Annotated in this window: 15 protein-coding genes; 4 read left to right on the top strand and 11 right to left on the bottom strand. The window is 60.7% G+C overall.

What is annotated here, in order from left to right; genetic code table 11:
• Window positions 1-216: transposase (locus tag H7692_RS15080; protein ID WP_227340488.1), on the bottom strand; the 216-nt coding region annotated here is incomplete at its 3' end.
• A gap of 530 nt (window positions 217-746) precedes the next feature.
• Here H7692_RS15080 and H7692_RS15075 point away from each other — a divergent pair.
• On the top strand, window positions 747-2,858 hold the full coding sequence (locus H7692_RS15075; RefSeq protein ID WP_222137324.1) for a DUF2961 domain-containing protein: 2,112 nt from the start codon (window positions 747-749) through the stop codon (window positions 2,856-2,858).
• A gap of 57 nt (window positions 2,859-2,915) precedes the next feature.
• On the opposite strand, the gene H7692_RS15070 is transcribed toward H7692_RS15075, so the two are convergent.
• The 7 genes from H7692_RS15070 to H7692_RS15040 are packed head-to-tail and all read right to left on the bottom strand — an operon-like array spanning window position 2,916 to window position 9,890.
• The gene (locus tag H7692_RS15070; RefSeq protein ID WP_222137323.1) at window positions 2,916-4,358 is read right to left on the bottom strand and encodes an aldehyde dehydrogenase family protein; all 1,443 of its coding nucleotides are present in this window, start codon (window positions 4,356-4,358) and stop codon (window positions 2,916-2,918) included.
• A gap of 21 nt (window positions 4,359-4,379) precedes the next feature.
• Entirely contained in the window at window positions 4,380-5,312 is a 933-nt protein-coding gene (locus tag H7692_RS15065; RefSeq protein WP_201927361.1) for a dihydrodipicolinate synthase family protein, read from the bottom strand.
• A 16-nt stretch (window positions 5,313-5,328) separates the two neighbouring features.
• Entirely contained in the window at window positions 5,329-6,315 is a 987-nt protein-coding gene (locus H7692_RS15060; protein WP_227340451.1) for a Gfo/Idh/MocA family protein, read from the bottom strand.
• Window positions 6,312-7,151 carry an amidohydrolase family protein gene (locus H7692_RS15055; RefSeq protein WP_222137322.1) on the bottom strand — a complete coding sequence of 280 codons (840 nt, stop codon included), beginning with the start codon at window positions 7,149-7,151 and terminating at the stop codon, window positions 6,312-6,314. The genes H7692_RS15060 and H7692_RS15055 overlap by 4 nt, the downstream gene beginning before the upstream one ends.
• A gap of 17 nt (window positions 7,152-7,168) precedes the next feature.
• The gene (locus H7692_RS15050; RefSeq protein WP_201927364.1) at window positions 7,169-7,930 is read right to left on the bottom strand and encodes an ATP-binding cassette domain-containing protein; all 762 of its coding nucleotides are present in this window, start codon (window positions 7,928-7,930) and stop codon (window positions 7,169-7,171) included.
• A 2-nt stretch (window positions 7,931-7,932) separates the two neighbouring features.
• The gene (locus tag H7692_RS15045) at window positions 7,933-8,907 is read right to left on the bottom strand and encodes an ABC transporter permease (protein ID WP_201927365.1); all 975 of its coding nucleotides are present in this window, start codon (window positions 8,905-8,907) and stop codon (window positions 7,933-7,935) included.
• Window positions 8,908-8,936: 29 nt separating this feature from the next.
• Window positions 8,937-9,890, bottom strand: coding sequence for a substrate-binding domain-containing protein (locus tag H7692_RS15040; RefSeq protein WP_201927366.1), 954 nt, complete (start codon window positions 9,888-9,890; stop codon window positions 8,937-8,939).
• 394 nt (window positions 9,891-10,284) lie between these two features.
• Here H7692_RS15040 and H7692_RS15035 point away from each other — a divergent pair, with 394 nt between their 5' ends.
• Complete coding sequence (locus H7692_RS15035; protein WP_222137320.1) at window positions 10,285-11,265, top strand: enolase C-terminal domain-like protein; 981 nt, start codon at window positions 10,285-10,287, stop codon at window positions 11,263-11,265.
• Window positions 11,249-12,253 (top strand): GntR family transcriptional regulator, encoded by a 1,005-nt coding sequence (locus tag H7692_RS15030; RefSeq protein ID WP_201927370.1) that lies wholly within the window; start codon window positions 11,249-11,251, stop codon window positions 12,251-12,253. Before H7692_RS15035 ends, H7692_RS15030 begins: the two co-directional genes overlap by 17 nt.
• A gap of 8 nt (window positions 12,254-12,261) precedes the next feature.
• Here the strand turns inward: H7692_RS15030 and H7692_RS15025 are convergent, their stop codons facing one another.
• From H7692_RS15025 to H7692_RS15015, 3 genes are all read right to left on the bottom strand, one after another.
• Window positions 12,262-15,582 (bottom strand): glycosyl hydrolase, encoded by a 3,321-nt coding sequence (locus H7692_RS15025; protein WP_227340450.1) that lies wholly within the window; start codon window positions 15,580-15,582, stop codon window positions 12,262-12,264.
• A 3-nt stretch (window positions 15,583-15,585) separates the two neighbouring features.
• Complete coding sequence (locus H7692_RS15020) at window positions 15,586-17,718, bottom strand: TonB-dependent receptor (RefSeq protein ID WP_222137318.1); 2,133 nt, start codon at window positions 17,716-17,718, stop codon at window positions 15,586-15,588.
• Between the two features lie 191 nt (window positions 17,719-17,909).
• On the bottom strand, window positions 17,910-18,893 hold the full coding sequence (locus H7692_RS15015) for an MBL fold metallo-hydrolase (RefSeq protein ID WP_222137317.1): 984 nt from the start codon (window positions 18,891-18,893) through the stop codon (window positions 17,910-17,912).
• A gap of 48 nt (window positions 18,894-18,941) precedes the next feature.
• Between H7692_RS15015 and H7692_RS15010 the strand changes: the two genes are divergently transcribed.
• The gene (locus H7692_RS15010; protein WP_222137316.1) at window positions 18,942-19,817 is read left to right on the top strand and encodes a LysR family transcriptional regulator; all 876 of its coding nucleotides are present in this window, start codon (window positions 18,942-18,944) and stop codon (window positions 19,815-19,817) included.
• The last annotated feature ends 2 nt before the right edge of the window (window positions 19,818-19,819 follow it).

Raw genomic sequence — 19,819 nt, 5'->3', positions numbered from 1 at the left:
GATGCCTTTGTCGCTCCACCGCTTCCAGCGATTATAAAGCGTCTTCGCCGGGCCATACTCCCTCGGCGCATCGCGCCACCTGAGCCCATTGCGGTTGACGAAGATGATCCCGCTCAAAACCCGTCGACTATCGACCCGCTCGCGGCCATGGCGTTTCGGGAAATACGGCTGAAGACGCGCCATCTGCTCGTCCGTCAGCCAATACAAATCACTCATCATTCAGGCTCCTCACCCCAAGCCTGAATCACAGCCGTCACCGCAAATCAATGGGTCCTGACCCTAGTGGGAACAGTTCGGTAGTGAGTAGTGGAGGACGTTTCCTTCTCCCGCGCCATCGGCTTACGCGGACATCCGGCGCGCAGTTTTTTGAAGTACGCAACAGTGGGTCCGCCGACGCGGTGAAGGCGCTTGCACAATATCTGATGCGGCAGGCCACGGCTAACTTGCCCCCCGTTTTGCCGCCAGCTGGAAACGAGTATCGGACGGCTTTGGCGCTCTGTCACCTCAGACCTAAGCCGGCCATGAACCCAGATAGCTTTTTGCACCCAACATTCAAAGATGCATTGCATGAGCCGTCCGTTTTCGGCTATAAAACATGAGCATCGAATAGGGCCAAGTGGTTTTTTGCGTTCAAAAGACGATGAAAAGCCAAATTTGTTGGACTTTGGCGCTGGAGTCGGATGCAACTCCGCCGTCTCATTGCACCCGCCTCGCCAGATCGGGCGCATTCGTAAAGGTGTCGATCAATGAATCCTGCAATTCGTCGCGGACTGGCAGCCTGGCTTTTGGTACCGTCGCTTGCCGCGCCTATTCCCTCGCCGGCGAAATCCGGGACCGAGAACCAGCTTGTCCCCTCGACAGGAGATCAGCGGCTCGCCGAGATCGAGTTGCTTCCCTATTTCTATCCCGCAGGCACGCAAAGCCTCCAATTTTCATCCTATGATCCAACAGGGGGGAACCGCGATGGCGAGTATCGCAAGTCCTTCGTCAAATATGTCGATGAGAATGGCGAGGACGTAATTTTCGACGCCTACGGCCCCGGCGCGCTTCAGCGCCAGCAGTTCAATATCTGGTCGGCATTCGCCGGACATGCCTTCGTCCTCAAGCCGGGCGCGGCTTCGTCGCGCCTGCGCTACTATTTCGACGACGAGGAAAACCCGCGCATCGATGTGTCGGTGGCCGAGATGTTCCAGGGCAAGTCCGGCCGTTTTGGCGGCCCGCTGTCATTCACCGGAAACTGGGCCGACGCCGATATCGGACTACCGATCCCGACCCCGGATGACGGCCCGCTCTTCGGCGTCCAGTATCGGTCGCTGCCTTTTGCCAGGCGGCTGAAGATAACCTTCATCCCCAGCGACGAATATCGCGCCAATCTCGGGATCGATTCCAGCAGCTGGTACCAGTTCACCTATCTGCTCTATCCGGTTGGTACGACAGTCGCGAGCTGGTCGCCCGAACGCGGTGTGACCGGCCGGATCGAGCGCCAATGGTTGCAATTGGGAGAAGAGCCGAAGGCCCCGAAGAACAGCGCAATCGCCGAACGCGAGGTCGCAATCGAGCCTGGCAAGGCGACCACCATTTTCGAACATTCAGGTGCTGCCGCGATAGCGTCGCTGAAACTGAAGCTCGCTCCCTATGATCGCGATACATTCTTCAAAACGCGGATCCGGATGAGCTGGGATGGCAACCGTCCAGCCGTCGATATGCCGCTGGCATCATTCTTTGGGGGGGGCGGAGCCGATTTTGCGACCGGCGCGTCGGTCCCGTCGCGAACGATGCGGAATCTGCTCTTCGGCTTCGACGGCGAAAACGGAACTTTTTACAGTTATTGGCCCATGCCCTTCTGGCGTTCTGCCAAGATCGAGATCGTCAATGACAGCGGTCAGCCAATCGTCATCACGGCGAGCGGATCGATCTACGAAAGCAATCAGGTAAAATATGTCGAAGGCGAAGCAGGCTATTTTTCCGCCCGGCTGACGCGCGATCGTGACGAGGGCGACGGCCTCTATGCCAGAGCCTTTCGCGAGCAGGGGTTGGGCCATGTGGTAGGGCGCACGCTCTATTCCGAAGGCTATGCGATGGATGGCGACGAGTTCACCTATATCGACGGCAATCGCAGCCCGCAGATTCACGGCGACGGGACCGAAGACGATCATAATCAGGGCTGGGCCGGAGCCGCCTATCGGCAGCCGCTTTGGGGCGGCGTCGTCAACGGGTATCAAGGCGCCTACCGGCTCCATATCAGCGACCCTTATGTGTTCGAGGACGAAATTCGCACGAACTATGAGTATTCGAAGCTGTTTCGCAGTTCGAACGGCGCCGTTGAGACGGTATTCTATTATTACAAGGCCGGCCTGTCGCCGCGCGGGATCCAGCAGACCGACATGGTCGATGTCGGGCTCGAAGCGTCCGAACGCGCGCATGATTACCGCATCGAAGGGCAAACATGGACCGGGCAAGTTCGCAGCAGCTATGACGGCTATGAGAAAAATGTCGCGGCGAACACGTTCCTCGACGAAGGTCGCGCCTTCAATGGCGCAAGCGAGTTCACCGTCGCCGTTCATCCAGCCAATGTCGGCGTCAAGCTGCGCCGGCTGATCTCCCGCCTTGGAAACGGCGTACAGACCGCCGAGGTCCATGTCGATGGCGTACAAGTCGAACGCCCGTGGCACGTCGTTCAAAGCGCGGCTGCAACGGCTGATCAAGCGTGGGTCGACACCGAGTTCGAGATTCCCGCCGCGCTCACGAAAGGCAAGAACCGGCTGCGTATCAAAGTGAAATATCGTGGCTCGGCAAAGGGCGAGATTAACGAGTTTCGCTATTGGATACTCTCGCACGTGCCGCCGCGCACCTTCTGACCGAGCCGTGAAAGAGGTTGAACGGCCCGGAGACACATGCCTCCGGGCCGCGCCTCGTCACCCAGCAACGTAAGCCGTCTTGACCGTCGTGTAGAATTCGGCGGCGTATCGCCCCTGCTCGCGCGCGCCGAACGAGGAGGCCTTCGTGCCGCCGAAGGGGACGTGATAATCGACTCCCGCGGTTGCAAGGTTCACCATCGCCATTCCCGCCTCGATATTGCGCAGGAAATGACGCGCAGTCGACAGGCTCGTCGTGCAAATGCCGGCCGAAAGGCCAAATTCGCTATCGTTGGCGACCGAAAGTGCCTCGTCATAATCGGCAACCTCGATGACCGATGCGACCGGACCGAATATTTCTTCGCGCGCGATACGCATTTTTGGGTCGACGCCAACAAAGAGCGCGGGTGCCATATAGTGGCCAGGCGCACCGCGTTCGAGCAACTCGCCGCCGCCGAGCAGCGTCGCGCCTTCGTTGACGCCGATATCGATGTAGGAGCGATTCTGTCCGAGCTGCCGTTCGTCGACGACGGGCCCGATATCGGTGCCCTCCTTGCGCGCATCGTCAACGGCAAGCCGTTCCATGCGCGCCTTCATCGCATCGACAAAGGCCGCGTGGATCTTGCGCGTCACGATGATCCGAGAGGAGGCGGTGCAACGCTGACCGGTCGAATAGAAGGCGCCGTCAATGGCGCAGTCGACGGCCGTGTCGAGCATGGCGTCGTCGGTGACGATCAAGGCGTTCTTTCCGCCCATTTCGAGCTGGAACCTTTTCATCGGCTCGCCGGTGACGCAATTGGCCGCGATCACGCGTCCAACCCCGACCGAACCGGTAAAGGAAAGGCCACGAACCAGCGGACTTTCTGCAAAGGCCGCGCCCACCTCGGCGCCGCTTCCCATGACCAGATTGAAGACGCCCGGATCGATCCCGGTCTGGGCGATGATTTCCGCGAGCATATGGGCACAGCCGGGGACGAGTTCGGCCGGCTTGAAGACGACGCAGTTACCGAATGCCAGCGCAGGGGCAATTTTCCACGCGGGAATCGCTATCGGGAAATTCCATGGCGTAATCAGCCCGACAACGCCAAGTGGCTCGCGGCGCACCTCGACATCGATGTCGGCACGGATCGACGGCTGATGATCGCCGACGAGCCGCACCGCCTCGCCCGCAAAGAAATGGAATATCTGCGCCGCGCGCACCGTTTCGCCCACTGCCTCGCGCAGCGTCTTTCCTTCCTCGCGCGCCAACAGATCGCCAATCTCTTCCTTTCGCGCGAGAATTTGGTCGCCGACATGTTTCAGCGCGGCGCTGCGAACCTGCGGGCTTTGTCGCGACCAGCGGGGAAAGGCTGCATGGGCGGCCGCGATCGCGCGCTCGGCGTCGTCGCGCGAGGCGCGTGCATATTCGCCGATAATGTCGTTGGTGTCCGACGGATTCACATTGACCGTCTGCCGGTCGCTCGAACTCCACTCGCCGGCGATATAGTTTCTGTATTGCGACACGCTCAATCCTTCCAATAAGTGTCAGTTCGCCCAGCGAAGCGCGAGGACGTCGGCTTCCCGAGCCAATTCAAGGAGTCCGCCGCGCGTGCCCGGATGGAGCGGCACCTGCGGGTGGCGCACCTTGTCGGTCCGGATAACGCCCCCTTCCTTCAGCACGGCCTTCGCCGCGCGGAGTCCGCACTGCCGGTTCTCGTAATTGATCAGTGGCAAGATGCGCGCATAGAGTGCCGCCGCCTCGGACCGTCTGCCCTCGCGATGGGCAATGACGACAGGGCGGATCAGGTCGGGGAGCAATGCGCTGCACATCGTGCCGGTCGCGCCCGCGTCGAGATCGGCCATGAGGGTGATCGACTCCTCGCCATCAAACGGCCCGCCGATGATGTCGCCGCCCTGGGCGATCAGGCTGCGCAACTTCGCGGCAGCGAAGGGCACTTCGATCTTGAAATAGCGCACCTGCGGAATCTCGGAAGCAAGTCGCACCAACAGGGACACGTCGAGTTCAACGCCGCTGAGGGGGGCGTCCTGTATCATCAGCGGAATCTGCGCCGCCTTCGCCACTGCAGCGAAATGCTCGACGATTTCAGAAGAAGCAACCTTGAGGCCGGTGCCATGATAGGGAGGCATCAACATCACCATGGCCGCTCCGCCTGCAGCTGCCATGCCAGCGCGCTCGGCGGCGATCGCCGTGCAATAATGACTGCAGGTCACAATCACCGGCACGCGCCCGGCCACATGGTCAAGACAGAGATCGACAAGGCGCGTGCGTTCGCCGTCCGACAGAACGAACTGCTCGGAATAATTGGCGAGGATGCAAATGCCGTCGGCGCCCTGATCGATCATGCAATCGAGGACGCGCTTTTGACCTTCGATGTCGAGTTCGCCGCTCTCGCTGAAAATCGTCGGCGCGACCGGGAACACCCCCGTCAGATAGGGGGCCGAAATACCAATGCCCAATTTCTGTCTCCTGATATTAGCTTGGGTCGTCGCCGTCGGCGTCGACGAACTCGAAGCGTCCATCGTTTGCGATCGACCTTTCGGCTGCCTCGATTATGCGCTGGGCGGTTCGCGCGTCGGCGAGCGTCGAGAGCGGCGGCGCCCCGCGCGCGATGCAGACGCCGACAAAATGCTCGAGCTCTGCCGCAAAGCTCTCGACATATTCGGGAATTCCCCATGCCGGTCCGCCCTCGTCGGAACAAAGCGTATCATTCCAACTGAAACTGGCCGCGCCGCCGTCGCCGATCAACTTGCACGTCATTGTCCAGGGATCGCGCGCCACATCGGAGGCGGCAAAGCTGACCCACAGGTTGGCGAGCGCTCCGCCCGGCAACTCGCAGGTGATCATCGCCTGATCCTCGAACGGCAACCCGCGCGAGGCGAGCCGCGAGGCCGCGGCTTTGACGCGCACCGGGCGACCAACCAGATAAAGCATCGTGTAGATGGGGTGAATTCCCACAGCGCGGAGCACGCCGCCATAGCGGCGCGCGACATCGGGAGAATGCGCGATATTGTAGAGCATCCAGAAGCTTGCGATATTGCCGAGCTTCCCGTCGCGGGCCAGTCGGTGAGCGCGCTGGAGCGTGGAATTGTAGATGTAATTATGCGCAGGCATGCAGACCAGCCCGCGCGACCGCGCCGCCTGGTCGAGCGCGTCGATTTCGGAAACGGTCGTTGCAACAGGCTTTTCGAGAAGGACATGCTTGCCCGCGGACAATGCCTGCATTGCAATTGCATAATGCGTTTCGATCGGGGTCATCACGATCACGGCGTCGACCGCCGGATCCGCGAGCAGTTCCTCCACGCCGGCATAAGCTCGCCCGCCTAGGTGCTCGGCCATCAGGGCAGCCGCGCCTGGATCGCGATCGAAAGCTCCACAGAAACGGGCGTTGACGCCAGCCTCAAAGGCTTGGCCATAAAGGCTGGCGACGGTTCCGGCGCCGATGAAAGCAACGCCCGTCATGACAGGTTCAGCCGATAAAATTCGATCGCGTTGCTGCCGAATGCCCGTTCCATGTCCGCCGGTTCAAGGAGCGTCTCGAGATTGCAGCGCAAGGCGTGGATGACTTCGCCATATTCGGCCGCGAGCCGACAGACGGGCCAGTCGCTGCCGAACATGATCCGGCTCGGACCGAACAGCCGAACGGTTTCCGCAATCCAGGGTCGAAGTCTCGCGGGCGACCACTGGCCGTGATCGTCTTCGGTGACCATCCCCGACAGTTTACAATACAAATTAGGAAATGCGGCAACCTCTGCCATTGCGGCCGCCCACGGATCGATCACCCCCGACGCGATCGGCGGTTTGGACAGATGGTCGATAACCGCGTGGAGGGCAGGCACCCGGCGCATCACCGCCACGACATGCGGAAGGTGACGCGGATAGGTCAGGAACTCGAAGGGAAAGCCGCTCTCTGCAACATGTTCGAGGTTGCGGACGACGCACGGCTGGAGGATCCACGCGTCGTCGTCGATATCCTGCAGCATCGGTCGTATCGCAACGAACTTGGGATGTCGACGATAGTGGGCGAAACGCGCCTCGAAATCATCCGCCGACAGATCAAGCCAGCCCGTTACCCCGGCGATGAAATCGGTCTCCTCTGCGATTTGGAGAAGAAAGTCGGTTTCTGCTTCGGTTTGCGCTGCCTGCACCAATATCGTCCGGTCGACACCGGCCTTTCGAAGCAGCGGTGCGATGTCGTCGACCAGATAATCCCGCGCCAGCACCGGCAGGTCGGGCGACATCCAGTGATAATCTCCGCGATCGGCTTTCCAAAGGTGATGGTGGGCGTCGATGATCATGGCTTCTCCCCCTCGGTTCACCGGCTGACGATGATCCGCGTCAGCTCGTCGAGCGAGACCTCGTCGCTGGGAGTATCGAGGATCTTTCGGCCGCGCGCCATGACAACGAAACGATCGCAAACCTGCTTCGCATGATACAGGTTGTGGGTGACGAAAACCGAGGAAATCCCCTCGCCGCGAAGCCTGACGATCGAGGCCAGCACATTTTCGGTTTCGCGCACCGAAAGCGCGCTCGTCGGCTCGTCAAACACGACCATCCGCTTGCGGAAATGCACCGCCCGCGCAATGGCGACCGCCTGCTTTTGACCACCAGAAAGCGCCGCCACCACTTTTTCCGGATCGTCGAGTCCGGAAATTTCGACAGCCGACTCCAAAATGGTCTGAGCCTTCCGCCGCATCGCATCGCGGTCAAGGAAACCGAAGCGATTCGTCTCCTCGCGGCCGAGGAACATGTTTCTATAGATGGACATCGCGCCGACGAGCGCACAGTCCTGATAAATGGTCTCGATCCCGAGCGCCTCGGCGTCGGCGTGATTTGCAAGGCGCACCCTCACGCCATCCTGATACACTTCGCCGTCGTCGGGGCGCACAACGCCCGACAGCGTCTTGACCAACGTCGATTTTCCCGCGCCATTGTCGCCGAGCAGGCCAACCACCTCTCCCGACATGACATGAAAGGCAACATCGTCGAGGGCCCGGTGGCTACCGTAGGTCTTGGTGATGCCGCGCATCTCAAGGATCGGAAGACGGGACGGCTCGGATTTTGAAACAGCGGTCATCTTCAATCCTCGCGATAGACAAGGCGGTTGAGCACCGCAGCGCAAACGATAAACAGGCCGACGAAGGCTTGCAGATAATAGCCGGGGACGGAGGTCAGGAGGAGGATGTCCTGAACTGTGAAAATCATCGCCGCGCCAAGGAAAATCCCCAAGATGGACCCTCGCCCGCCCGAGAGCGCGACGCCGCCGATGACGCAGGCCGCGATTGCCTGCAGTTCCAGTCCCTGTCCCTGAACCGGCGAAACCGAGTTGACGCGCGTTGTCGCCAATATGCCCGCGATCGAGGCCGCCAGCGACGACAGGCAGAAGGCGATCAGCTTGACTTTGCCGACATTGACACCGATCGCGTTCGCGGCCTCGGCGCTCCCGCCCGTCGCGTAGATATGGTTGCCAAGCTTGTGCCGCTCCAAAATTGCGTATGCGACGGCGGCGAGCAGGAGGAGCCATAGGAATTGAAGCTGCAGCACCCCGATTTCTCCGCTCAGAACGGCCTGGACCGCTGCCGGAGGATCGAAAGGCTTTGATTCCGCGCCCGACGCAAAGAGGATGAGCCCCCGGATCATCATCATCGTCCCCAAGGTCGCGATAAATGACGTGATGCGAAAGCGAAGGACTATGAGGGCGTTGACCAACCCCACGGCCACCCCTCCTGTAAGCGCCAGGACGATCGACAGGCCGAGCGGCATGCCGGCCAAATAGGTCTCGGCAAGAAGCAGCGACGTAAGGGTGAAGGTCGCCCCGACCGAAAGGTCATATTCCCCGGAGATCATGAGGATCCCGACGCCCAGCGAAACGATGCCCAGCACCGGAATCGACCGCAGGATGACCGCAACATTGTCTTCCGACAGGTACCGGAAATCATCCGGGTACAAGAGCCCGGCGACGATGCACGACAGTTGGAGCGCGATGAAAACGATAAGGGCGCTCAGCGCCGGGTTGCGACGAAAACGCGCGAAAGAGCGGGCAACACTGGACATGCTCGTTGATACTTCCTGAACTTCAGTCATCATCGCACCCTGTCCGAATGGGCAAGGGCGCTTCCTGCGTTCTTCCGGTCAATGATCGCTGCGCCGGTGTTGACCGACATCGGCGCGAGACCGTAGCGCCGGGCGTAATAGAGCTGCGCCACGGTCATAAATCCCTGATAGAAAGGCTGCTGGTCGACCACAGCGGCCGTCCGCCCCGACATTACATTATTGACGATCGCCTTGCTGAGATCGAACCCCCCATTGGGAATATCGACACCGGCTTCGTCGAGCGCCTGGGGTGCGACTTCCGTGGGAAGGCTGCCGAGACTGATAACCGCAGCCGTTCGTGGGTGGCCGATCAGATATTGGGTGAGCTTGGTCAGCGTGTCTTCGGGGCCGATGCTGCCCGTGTTGACAACCTCGCATCGTGCGCCGACCTCTGCCAGCGCCCTGTTGACGCCCGCAAGACGCTGCGCTGCATAGCTGGCCTCGGGATGCTCCACCGGGCAGGCAGCGACATCGCCCTGCCCGAGTTTCGCGACCGAGGCCATACGCTTTCCGAGCGCGAAACCGGCGACCCCGAAATCCTGCCCGACAAACGCCTGGCGCCCACTCGCCTCGCCGCGAGGAGAGTCGATGTTGAAGGCAATAACGGGAATATTCCGCGATCGCGCGCGCGCTATATTTGCATCATAGGCGCCATCCTGGTCGATCACGATGCCCAGACCAGCCGTCCGATTGACCAGCGCCGTTTCCAGAATTGCATTCTGCTGGAGGGGGTCATTCTCGGCAAACTGGACGTTGACGCCGACGCCCAGCCGGTCACCAGCCTCCTTGGCCCCAGCAACCACCTTTGACCAGAACGGATTACCGACACTCCCGTAAATGACGAGAGTGACGTCGCCGACCGTCGATGCGGAGCGTCCATTTTCGTGATCTGCGCCATTCGAACATGCGCCGAGCGCAGCCAAAGCGACCCAGCCGGCCGCCAAGCGCCGGATAGGTAACGCGAAAATGCGCCTCCTTGCCTTTTTGGAATCCTGCAGTGTCACCTCATCCTCCCATCGTTACATCAACCATGCCATTTGCGTCTTTTGACGTCAATATGCATTATCTATGTCCGGATTACTTTGTTATTGCGTCGGCCGTTCCCGCGATATATGAGTTTTTTGAGTGCAACAATCTCTGGAGGCAAGGGTGGCCACGATCGCGCGAGTCGAAGTGCATGAATTCACATATGAGGCCGCGGACGTTGGCTTTGATGCCGGCGGGTTCGATTTTGTCTATGCTCCCGGGGGCAGGCAGCCCGTATCCAAATATGCTGTTGTGATCGAAACGCGGTGCGGAGCCCGCGGCGAATACGTCGGCCTGTGGGGCGCGACCGGCATGGCACTGGGGCAGACCCTGCTTCTCGCCTCGCGACTGCCGGGCCGCGATCCGATGCAGCGCGAATTGATCTTCGACGAGTTCAAACGTGCGCTTCGTCAATATGATCATATGGGCCACGGGATAATCGATATTGCACTGTGGGATCTTGCCGGGAAAATGCTCGGCGCGTCGGTCTCGACGCTGCTTGGCGGCTGGCGAAGCCGCCTCAAAGCCTATGCGAGTACGGCGCACGGCGACCGTGCGGGGGGGCTGAGTTCGCCATCGGACTATGTGAACTTCGCCGAACATTGCTATTCGCTGGGTTACCGCGGCTTCAAAATGCACGGATGGTATGAAGGCAATGTCGCGGAAGAGGCCGAAACGGTGCGGGCGCTGGGCCGGCATATGGGCGGGCGCATGGAGCTGATGCTCGATCCGGCCTGTCATCTTCGGACCTTTGCCGACGCGCTCGCGGTAGGGCGGGCCTGTGACGATGCCGGCTTCTTCTGGTACGAGGATCCGTTCCGCGACACAGGCGTATCGGCGATCGCGCATCGCAAGCTCAGGGAACTCATCCGTACCCCGCTGCTGATCACCGAACATGTCCGGGGCATCGAACCCAAGCTGGATTTCGCGGTCGCCAATGCCACCGATTTTCTGCGTGCCGACCCCGAATATGACCTGGGAATAACCGGGATGATGAAGATTGCGCACGCGGCAGAGGCCATGGGCCTGGACGTAGAAATACACGGGTCGGGACCCGCGCATCGTCATTGCATGTCGGCCATTCGCAATACCAATTTCTATGAGGTCGCACTGGTCGGCCCCAAGATGGCGAACCCCCTTCCGCCCGTTTATGTTTGTGGTTACACCGACAATCTCGAAGGGGTCGGCGAGGACGGCTGCTTCCCGGTGCCGACCGGAGACGGTCTCGGCGTCGAATATGACTGGGACTTTATCGCCCGACACAGGACCAATCTGCATGAGTATTGTGAGTGAGGACTTCAATTACGGCGACGCCCGCCTGAACGAAGTTGTCGAACAGATATTGCGGGCGGCGATCGCCGATCACAGCATTCCTCAAGGCGCCCTTTTGGCCGAGGCGCGCCTCGCCGATTTTTTCGACCTAAGCAGGGCTCCGGTTCAGCAAGCGTTGAAACGGCTCGAGCGCGACAAGATCGTCGAAAAGGTTGACGGCAAGGGCTATTTTGTCGGCAGCGCTGGCGACCGAGCCGATTCAGCCAAGCCGTGGGCAGACATTCCCATTCCCGCGGAGGCGCGCAGCGCCCTCCTCGCGCGCGCCGGGTGGGAAAAAATCTATCCACATGTCGAGCGTGACATCGTCGGGATGATGGCTTTTGGTCGCCATAACATCAACGAGTTGGCGCTCGCCGAATATTATGGCGTCAGCCGCACTGTCACCCGCGACGTACTCAGCCGACTGGAAACGGCTGGCCTGCTCGAAAAGTCGCAGCGGAGCCACTGGGCCGTTCCGCGCCTCGACGCGCGGCTGATGAAGGATCTTTATCAGATGCGCCGCTTGCTCGAGCCTGCAGCGCTCCTCGATGCAGCTGAGGTTGTGGATCGCGATTCAGTCGCTGCCATGGTCGATCGCCTGCGCGACGCCGAAGCACGCTATCCCGATGTCGATCTGGAAGAACTCGCCGCCTTTGAGGACGATCTTCACGTCAAGGTCGTTGGAAGCTGCCGCAACAAGCGCATTCTGTCGGCGCTCCAACAGAGCCAGGTACCGCTTGTGGCGACCGCCTATCTCTTTCAGCTCTACCTCGGCATACCGGAGGACGAGCCGTTCCTGGTCGAGCACCGGCTCGTACTCGAGCTTCTCGCGCAAGGTACGCCGCAGCCCGCCGCAGCGGCTCTCGATGCGCATCTCGCCTCGGCGCTCGGCAAGGGGCTAAAACGGCTCGAATTTCTCTCGCATATCAAGAGGCCCGAAGCGCCGCCCTACCTGCAACCTGCGGTCTGACAGGCGCGCTACTCTTCGAGGCCGAGCCGAACGGGGCCCAAGAGGCCCGATGATTGCAGGGGCATGTCGGCGGCAAAGGGCGCATGGCTCGCCCATGTCCGGCGCCGATCGGAATCGACGCCGGCGTCGGCTATCATCCGGTTGCGCCACAGGTTTGTGATGTCGACCTCGAGGACGTTCTCGCCCTTGCGAAGCGCTCCCGACGTATCGATCCGGTATGGCGGATTCCATGCCCCGCCGAGATCCTCGCCATTCAGGCGGACCCTCGCAAGATTGCCCAATTTCCCAAGATCGATCACTGCGCGACCGCCTTTGCCCGGCCAGTCGTCGGGCAAGGTGAACGAGATATTGTACGTTGCCTTACCCGAATAGTGGCGCAAGTCGATATCCTCGGACGCGGTCCAGTCGAACAGGCCCTGATCGAGACGTATCTCCCGGTCACCCCATCGAAGCGTCCATTCGCCGTCGATCGAGACGACGTTTCTGAGTTCGCCGCTCGGCAGGCGGGGACGTTGTCGATCTCCCGGAAACGGACGAAAAAGGACGAACGCTGATTCTGACGGGCCCAGCGGAAGCGAGACGGTGGTTATCTTGCCATCATCGCGGAACTCTGCGCGGTAGATGCGCCCGGAAACGGCGTCCCATACCTCCGGAACCATGCCAGACCGCCTGAAGCTGATTGCATGTCCCGCATCTTCGCCGCGCGTCTCGCGCACGAAATAAATGTCCCCGTCACGAAGCTTGCGGTGGACAAAGTCCACCTCTCCCGACACGGCTAGGACATCGGGTCCGAGCGCCAATTCGCCGAGTGCCTGTTCGAGGCAGCGCCCACAGAATATGTTCCGCGTCGATGCGTGCGACGCGCGGCGATCGGCCGGCCAGAGGCGGTCGGCGAGGCGCTGAAACTCTTCAGAATCATCGGCCGCCGACGGCGTGCCGTTCGGCCGGTCACCCACGAGCACAAGACCTTGCTCGACCAGTGTCGCAATCCTGCGCAGCGTTTCGAGCGACATCCATTGGACATCGGGGTCGATAACGAGCAGCCGGTAAGCGGTGCCGCCATCGGAAACAAGCTTCCCGTCTGCCATGCGAAGAGCGTTGTTCAGGCCGTGCGCATTGACGAAATCATATGCGTATCCGGCAGGAATATCCGGGAGGCGCTTGCCGAATTTCGTCGTTACATTGCTGTCTTCGCCATAGAAATAGGCGATGTCGGCTTGGAACACACCCTGCTGGAGGAGATGCGAGCTGCGCGCGAGATAGTCGATCCAGGGCTTGGCGTTGTCCGCCCAAGTCTCATGCCGGGTAAACCATTGGCCAAATGGCCCCAACCCAAGCCCCGGCTTCTCTTCGGCGGGCTGGTGGACCGACGTGTGAATGACGAACTGGTTCAGCCCGCTTGCCAGCGCGATATCCGCCGTCGCCTTGAGCGAGGCAGGATCAAATCCATAGGCGTTTCCGGCCGCCGTAAAACTTTCGGCGGCCACAAGTGCCTGTCCATAGACGTGCGCGACCGATGCCGATTCCCGGATATCCGCTTTGAATGGCGCCGCGGGACGCTCGACCCATATCGCGCTCATCGGCACGTCGGCGTGGCGTTTGGCATCGATTCCGTCACCAATGAACGCCCGGTGCGATTCATGCGCCTCGCTGTAGAGTTTGATGCCGTTTTCGCGCGCGTATGCCGCGATCGCGCCATAATGGGCCTCCGACATCAGGGCGCCGAGCGTCCGGCGAAAATCCCAAAGGACGCGGTCGCTTTGCGATGCGCTGGCTACGATCCGTCCAGTAAGGGCGGGCAGCCAGTTTTCGAGCGGATATCCGTTTCGCCGAACAAATTCGGCCAACATATTGTCAGTCCAGTTCTGCGCGCCCGCCTCGTAGCTGTCGAGCATCAAAGCGCCGATACCTTTCCCGCCCATCGGAACCGGAAAATGGCCGGCGTATTGATCCAGGTAAGATCGCACATGGCGGGGATCGAGTTTGTCAACTTCCAAGCCCGTCGCCGCGGCCGGGGCCGGCCCATTCATCGAGCCGGTCAGCGACCAGCCGAACCGCTGGATGATCCAGCGTCCGGGCGGGGCGTGCCATTCGATCCGCCCCCCAGCCGTCAACTTGTCGCTGATGTCGACGACGGAGGACAGCGCAACAACGTCGCGCATCGCAACGGCGGGTGTCGGAGCGTCGACGAGATCGACCCCGACCGCGAATCCGGCCTTTTCTTCGAAGCGGTGGATGCGCGGCGAAGCAGAGAGCGAAAATTCGACAACGGGGATGCGCGTAGCCATCGGCCGGCCGCGCGCGTCGACGACGCCACGCAGATCCGGCCATTGCAGGCGAAAATATCGACCCGACGCCTGATCGAACGTGATGCTGTTCTGCGGCGCGACGAGGTCGAAACGTCCGATCGAACGATAATCCTTGCCATCATCGCTGACCTGCAGCTCGGGCGATGGCGGCGGCGGAGCACCGGGATAGTCGGCCGGCAATCGGATTGACAGGGTCGCGGAACGAGCCGTGACCGGCGCGTCGAAGCAATAGACAAGCGATGCTGACCGGTCGGCCTGCGTATCGACAATCATCGCAGCCGAATGATCGCCGTCCCACAGGAGCGGCGCACTAACAATTCCTTCGCTCGTCCGCACGCAAGAAGGCGCGATAATGGCGGCGTCAGGCGGCGCGGGAAATGCGATCACCCGCACGTCTCGGGCGTATCGTGGCGCTGGCGCCGCATCGCGATGGACGAATGCACCGCGCTCTGCGTCCATGTTCTGAAAAGGGCCAGCTACGTCAGGGAGGCTCGGCAGCTCGATCGAAAGCGTCCGTCCCCCCTCGACTTCCACCTCGCTCCATACCAGCTTTTTCATCGCCTGCGCCGGTGTGACCCAGGGACCACCGGTTTCGCTCCAGCCTGGCGATGCAGCAACCGCGAGTTCGAGCCCATATTCTTGAGCGGTCGCGACCGCGTGGCGTATCATGTCCCCCCAACGCGCTTCGCCGAAGCGCGTTGGGGGGACAATCTGGGGGGTCTGAAGCTCGACATTGAATATCTGGGCGCCGCCCAGCCCGATGCGGCTCATCCATTCGAGATCGCGGCTAATGCCGGACTCGGTAACATTACCCCCCATCCAGTGCCACCAGACGCGGGGGCGTGCGTCGGGCGGCGGAGTCTTAAATTCTTCCTCGAGCGCATTGATCGAAGGAACGGGTCCGGTTTCGGCGGACCATGCCGAACCGGACCCGAGTGGCAGGCAAGCGAAAAATATGGCTGCCAGCCTGCCACGACCCACTGCTTTCGACCACCGATGCCGCGGTTGGCCGGATGTCATGTGTCAGAACCTGATTCCAAGTTTCGCTCCGAAGGTACGCGGCGCACTGAACCCGGCGACGGTCGACGTCGCTGTTGCGTTGGCATATTCAATGACCGCCTTGTCCTCGATATTCTGCACAAACACTTCGGCGTACCACGGGCCGTCGTCCGGTTCGTAGCGCAGGCTCGCATTGGTTCGCGTGTACCCGCCCTCGTAAGCCAATGCATAAGGAGCACTGGGAACGCCGTTGACCGGAAAGACCGTGTCATTGAACTGCGAGAAGTACACGCTCGACGAGTAGCGGAAGTCGACACGCGCGGTGAGAATGCCCGCACCGACCGGCGCTTCATATTGCGCGCCAAGATTAAACTGCCATCGGGGAGCGCGGGGCAAACGGTTTCCGGTCAGATCGACGGTTGTACCGGTGATCGGGTCGAACGCCTGCGGGTAACTCGTGAACTCGCTGTGAAGATAGGACAGCGAACTGTCGACGCGAAACGCCGGCGTCAATTGGAACGATCCCTCGATCTCTGCTCCGTAAATCTCGGCCTCGGCCGCGTTGGTTGTCACACCGGTCGCAATATTGTTGTTGAGGATGACCGACGTGACCTGCAGGTCGTCATATTTATAGTAGAAGCCTGCCAGGTTGAGGATGACTCTGCCACCGGCGAAGCGGTTCTTTGACCCAACCTCATAAGCCGTCACCGTTTCAGGATCGAAATTGGCGATCGGCCCGACACCGCCCGCCTTGAACCCCGTACCGACGTTGGCATAGAGAAGGTTGTTCGGCGTGACTTGCCAGTCAACACCCGCTTTCCACGTCACCTCGTCCCATTTTCCGCGAAGGTTTGGCGTTGCGAAGCCTGGAACGCCGATCGGTGTGAAGATGCCATCGAGGTCGTGCTTCTTGTCGCTCGAATAGCGAATACCGCCCGTCACCTTCAGCGTGTCGGTCAGGCGCAGATCCGCCTGACCGAACGCCGCAAGCGAACGCGCGGCGACATTCGGGCGTCGCTGATTGAAGCCAGCGGTCCGCGCATTACTGATATAAAAATCGACATGGTCGCCGTTGCGCTCGTGCTGGAAATAGCCGCCGAGCACCAAGTTGAGCGGCTTGTCCCAGGTGGTTGCGACCCTGAGCTCTTGACTGACGTTGCGATTGGGATTCCACAACCGGACGCTACCGCTTCCCGGCACGCCCGCGATCCGTGCGAATGTAACGTCGACCGTATCGCGCCGGTACGACGTCAGCGAAACGATGTCGAAATCGTCGAACGAATAAGTCAAGTCAGCAACGAAACCATAGCTTGTATTGTCGAGCCGGTAGGGTGCGTCGCTCGTCGTCCGATAGGGATCAAATCCGGCTTGGCCGATGTTGACGTGGCTGCCGCCTGCACCACCACGGTGATAATAGTTGGCCGAAAAAAGCATCCGCAGACGGTCGCTTGGCTCAATGAGCAAATGGATCCGGCCAGCGACCTCTTCCTGGTCGGCAAGATCAGGGCCGTCGATGCTGTTCTTTTGATAACCGTCATGGCGATTGGTCGCGAAGGCCGCGCGAACCGCGGCGACCCCGTCGGCGAGCACGACATTGGCCATGCCGCGCGTACTCAGCGCCTTGTAGGAACCAAAGGATATTTCGGCCGCGCCCTCATCCTCATAAACCGGCTTTTTGGAGATGAGGTTGATTGCGCCGCCCGTGGTGTTGCGGCCGTAGAGCGTGCCCTGCGGGCCGCGCAGAACCTCGACGCGCTCAAGGTCAAAGAAAGCGCCATTTGCGCCCGAAGGCCGCGGCAGATAAACGCCGTCATAATGGATCCCCACCGAAGAATCCTGCGCCGGCGGGACATTCGCCGAACTGATGCCGCGGACACTCACCGTCATTTCGCGCGTCAGCGAACCGATCTGCACGTTGGGAACAATACCGCCGAGATCTGCGGCGCCATTCAGGTTGCGCGCCTCGAGCGCGTCAGCGTCGAATGCCGTGATTGAGGCAGCCGTTTTTTGAACCGTGCTCGCACGCTTTTCGGCGGTCACGACAATTTCGGCGATACCGCCGTTGCCGGACTCGTCCGCCTCTTCTGCATATGCCGCAACCGGGCTCAGTGCGGCCATGGCACCACCAAGAAACAGCCTCGTCTTCCAGTCGATCATCCCTACCTCCCAAAGCAGATTCGCAAGGCTTTGCGTCTGTGGGGAGCGTTTACGCACTTTTGAGTGCAAAAGTCAATCATTTTCGATCATTTTCACCATCAAATGTCTATATATCTATAACAGTGTCAAAAATATTATGCTTTCTGCGCGCAATAAGCTCTTCTTTGCGGCGCGTCGGCGGCCAGGGCGAATCACTCGATGGCCGCCACCTCCCCTTCGCGTAGCAGGTACAGTTGCCATGGATGTTCCAATGCAGCTTCGACGAAGTTCGATATCGGCTCGCGATACAGGCTGAACGTCGAGTGATGGATCGGGAGCACCATTTTGGGGGCGACCTTTTCCGCAAATTTGACGGCCTGTTGTGCGTTCATGCTGACTTGGCCGAAGGGACCGCCGCCGCCGACTGCTCCGAGATGCGGTACAAATATGTCCGGCGAACGGGGCCATCGCGACAGCCCTTCCACATAAAAGCTGTCGCCAGTCCAGTAGAGCGAACGCTCATAACCTTCGGCCATGAACTCGATCCAATAACCGTTAACGCGACCGAGCGCCGCGGCCACCTCGGAACTCTCGCTGTGTTGTGCGGGCACAGCCGTAATTCGCACCTGATACCCCTCGCGCTCAATCACATGCGTCGCGTCCCAAGCCAGCGCATCGATGTTCGCAACGCCGCGCCCCCTGAGAGCGTCTGCTTGACCGGCCGGCACGAGGAAATGGGCCGCGTCGCGCAATCGGCCGATCGCCTCCTCATCGAGGTGGTCGGGGTGATCATGGCTGAGCAGCACGTAATCGGCATCGATCGTAGCAGGGTCGATTGCGGTTCCAAGCCTTTGATGCACGACTTCATCCTGGCCGCTATTTGGATCAAACATCCGAAACGACGCCCCTGCCACCGGATCGGTGATGATCGAGATCGGACCAAAGCTTAGTCTGAGGGTCGGTCCGCCGATCCAGCTTAGCCGCAATTGGCGTGCCGACGCCGACTGTACACTCGCCTCCCCACCCGGCGACGCGCTTTCGTAGGCCCATGCGAGCGGCGCTGCCGCAACCATGGAAGCGGAAACGAGGGCCGCCAACGACCCATGGGCGATACGCCGCACCGTGGCGGCCAAAGGATGATCTATCTGCATGTCGTCAACATAGCCGAATGCGACTTTAGCGATTATACCGGACATTCAGAACAAACTGTCCATGATTCTGGACAATGAACAGGAAGCCTATCCTTGAATCTCGATCACGCCAAAATCTTTGTCGAGGTTGTACGCGCAGGCACTTTTACCGCGGCAGCTCACCGCCTGCGCATCCCCAAATCCACCGTCAGTGCGCGCGTAAAGGCGCTTGAGGAGCGGTTGGGCGCCCAGTTGCTGAAGCGGACCACACGCAATGTTGTCCTCACGTTCGAGGGAGAAGCGTATTTCCACGCGGTTGCCGCTGCGGTCGATATGCTCAGCAACGCCGAAGCCGCGATCGTGGGTGATCGGGGCGTTCTGTCGGGCGTCATTCGTTTCACGGCCCCTCTCGACTTCCCCGTTGAGCTCCTCAACTCGGCCATTTGCGATTTTTGCCGCGACCATCCGCATATCCGATTTGACATTCGTTTGACGAACGATCCGGTCGATATGGTCGCGCATAATATCGACCTTGCGCTTCGCGGCGGCGAGCCTGCGGGCCGCGACATGGTCGTGCGCAAGGTCGGGAGGATCGACTTCGGCCTTTTCGCAAGCCCCGCATATCTCGACGGCCGCATTCGCCCTCGCAGCATCGGTGATCTTTCCGGCCACGATATGCTGCACTTTGATCCTGGACCAAGTCGCGGCGCAACGGCACGGCTCGCAGTTCCCGGAGGAGGCGAGGCGCGCATCATTTCGGACAGCTACGCGCAGCTCGCCGCGCTTGCGACCGAAGGCATGGGAATTGCGTGCCTCCCTTCCCCGATTGCCGCCCGCGGCCTGGAAACGGGGTTGCTGGAAAGGATAGAGGCCGGGTGGGAACCGCCGTCAGCCAATCTTTACCTCGTTTATCCTACACGCCGCGATATGTCGGCACGCGTCAAAGCGTTCGCTGCGCATCTCACGGCGCTTTTGGCCAGGAGCAATTAGCT

It is taken from the genome of Sphingopyxis sp. P8, from assembly GCF_020622175.1.
In the GTDB taxonomy this organism is placed as follows: Bacteria; Pseudomonadota; Alphaproteobacteria; order Sphingomonadales; family Sphingomonadaceae; genus Sphingopyxis; species Sphingopyxis jiangsuensis.
Note: the sequence above shows the minus strand (reverse complement) of the source record. Positions and strands in the feature narration are given on the sequence as shown.

Bases quoted from the DNA above. Each gene is read 5' to 3' on its own strand.
- H7692_RS15055 (WP_222137322.1), bottom strand. From the start codon at position 7,151: ATGATCATCGACGCCCACCATCACCTTTGGAAAGCCGATCGCGGAGAT.
- H7692_RS15030 (WP_201927370.1), top strand. From the start codon at position 11,249: ATGAGTATTGTGAGTGAGGACTTCAATTACGGCGACGCCCGCCTGAAC.
- H7692_RS15015 (WP_222137317.1), bottom strand. From the start codon at position 18,893: ATGTCCGGTATAATCGCTAAAGTCGCATTCGGCTATGTTGACGACATG.
- H7692_RS15020 (WP_222137318.1), bottom strand. From the start codon at position 17,718: ATGATCGACTGGAAGACGAGGCTGTTTCTTGGTGGTGCCATGGCCGCA.
- H7692_RS15050 (WP_201927364.1), bottom strand. From the start codon at position 7,930: ATGACCGCTGTTTCAAAATCCGAGCCGTCCCGTCTTCCGATCCTTGAG.
- H7692_RS15025 (WP_227340450.1), bottom strand. From the start codon at position 15,582: ATGACATCCGGCCAACCGCGGCATCGGTGGTCGAAAGCAGTGGGTCGT.
- H7692_RS15035 (WP_222137320.1), top strand. From the start codon at position 10,285: ATGGCACTGGGGCAGACCCTGCTTCTCGCCTCGCGACTGCCGGGCCGC.
- H7692_RS15060 (WP_227340451.1), bottom strand. From the start codon at position 6,315: ATGACGGGCGTTGCTTTCATCGGCGCCGGAACCGTCGCCAGCCTTTAT.
- H7692_RS15075 (WP_222137324.1), top strand. From the start codon at position 747: ATGAATCCTGCAATTCGTCGCGGACTGGCAGCCTGGCTTTTGGTACCG.
- H7692_RS15045 (WP_201927365.1), bottom strand. From the start codon at position 8,907: ATGTCCAGTGTTGCCCGCTCTTTCGCGCGTTTTCGTCGCAACCCGGCG.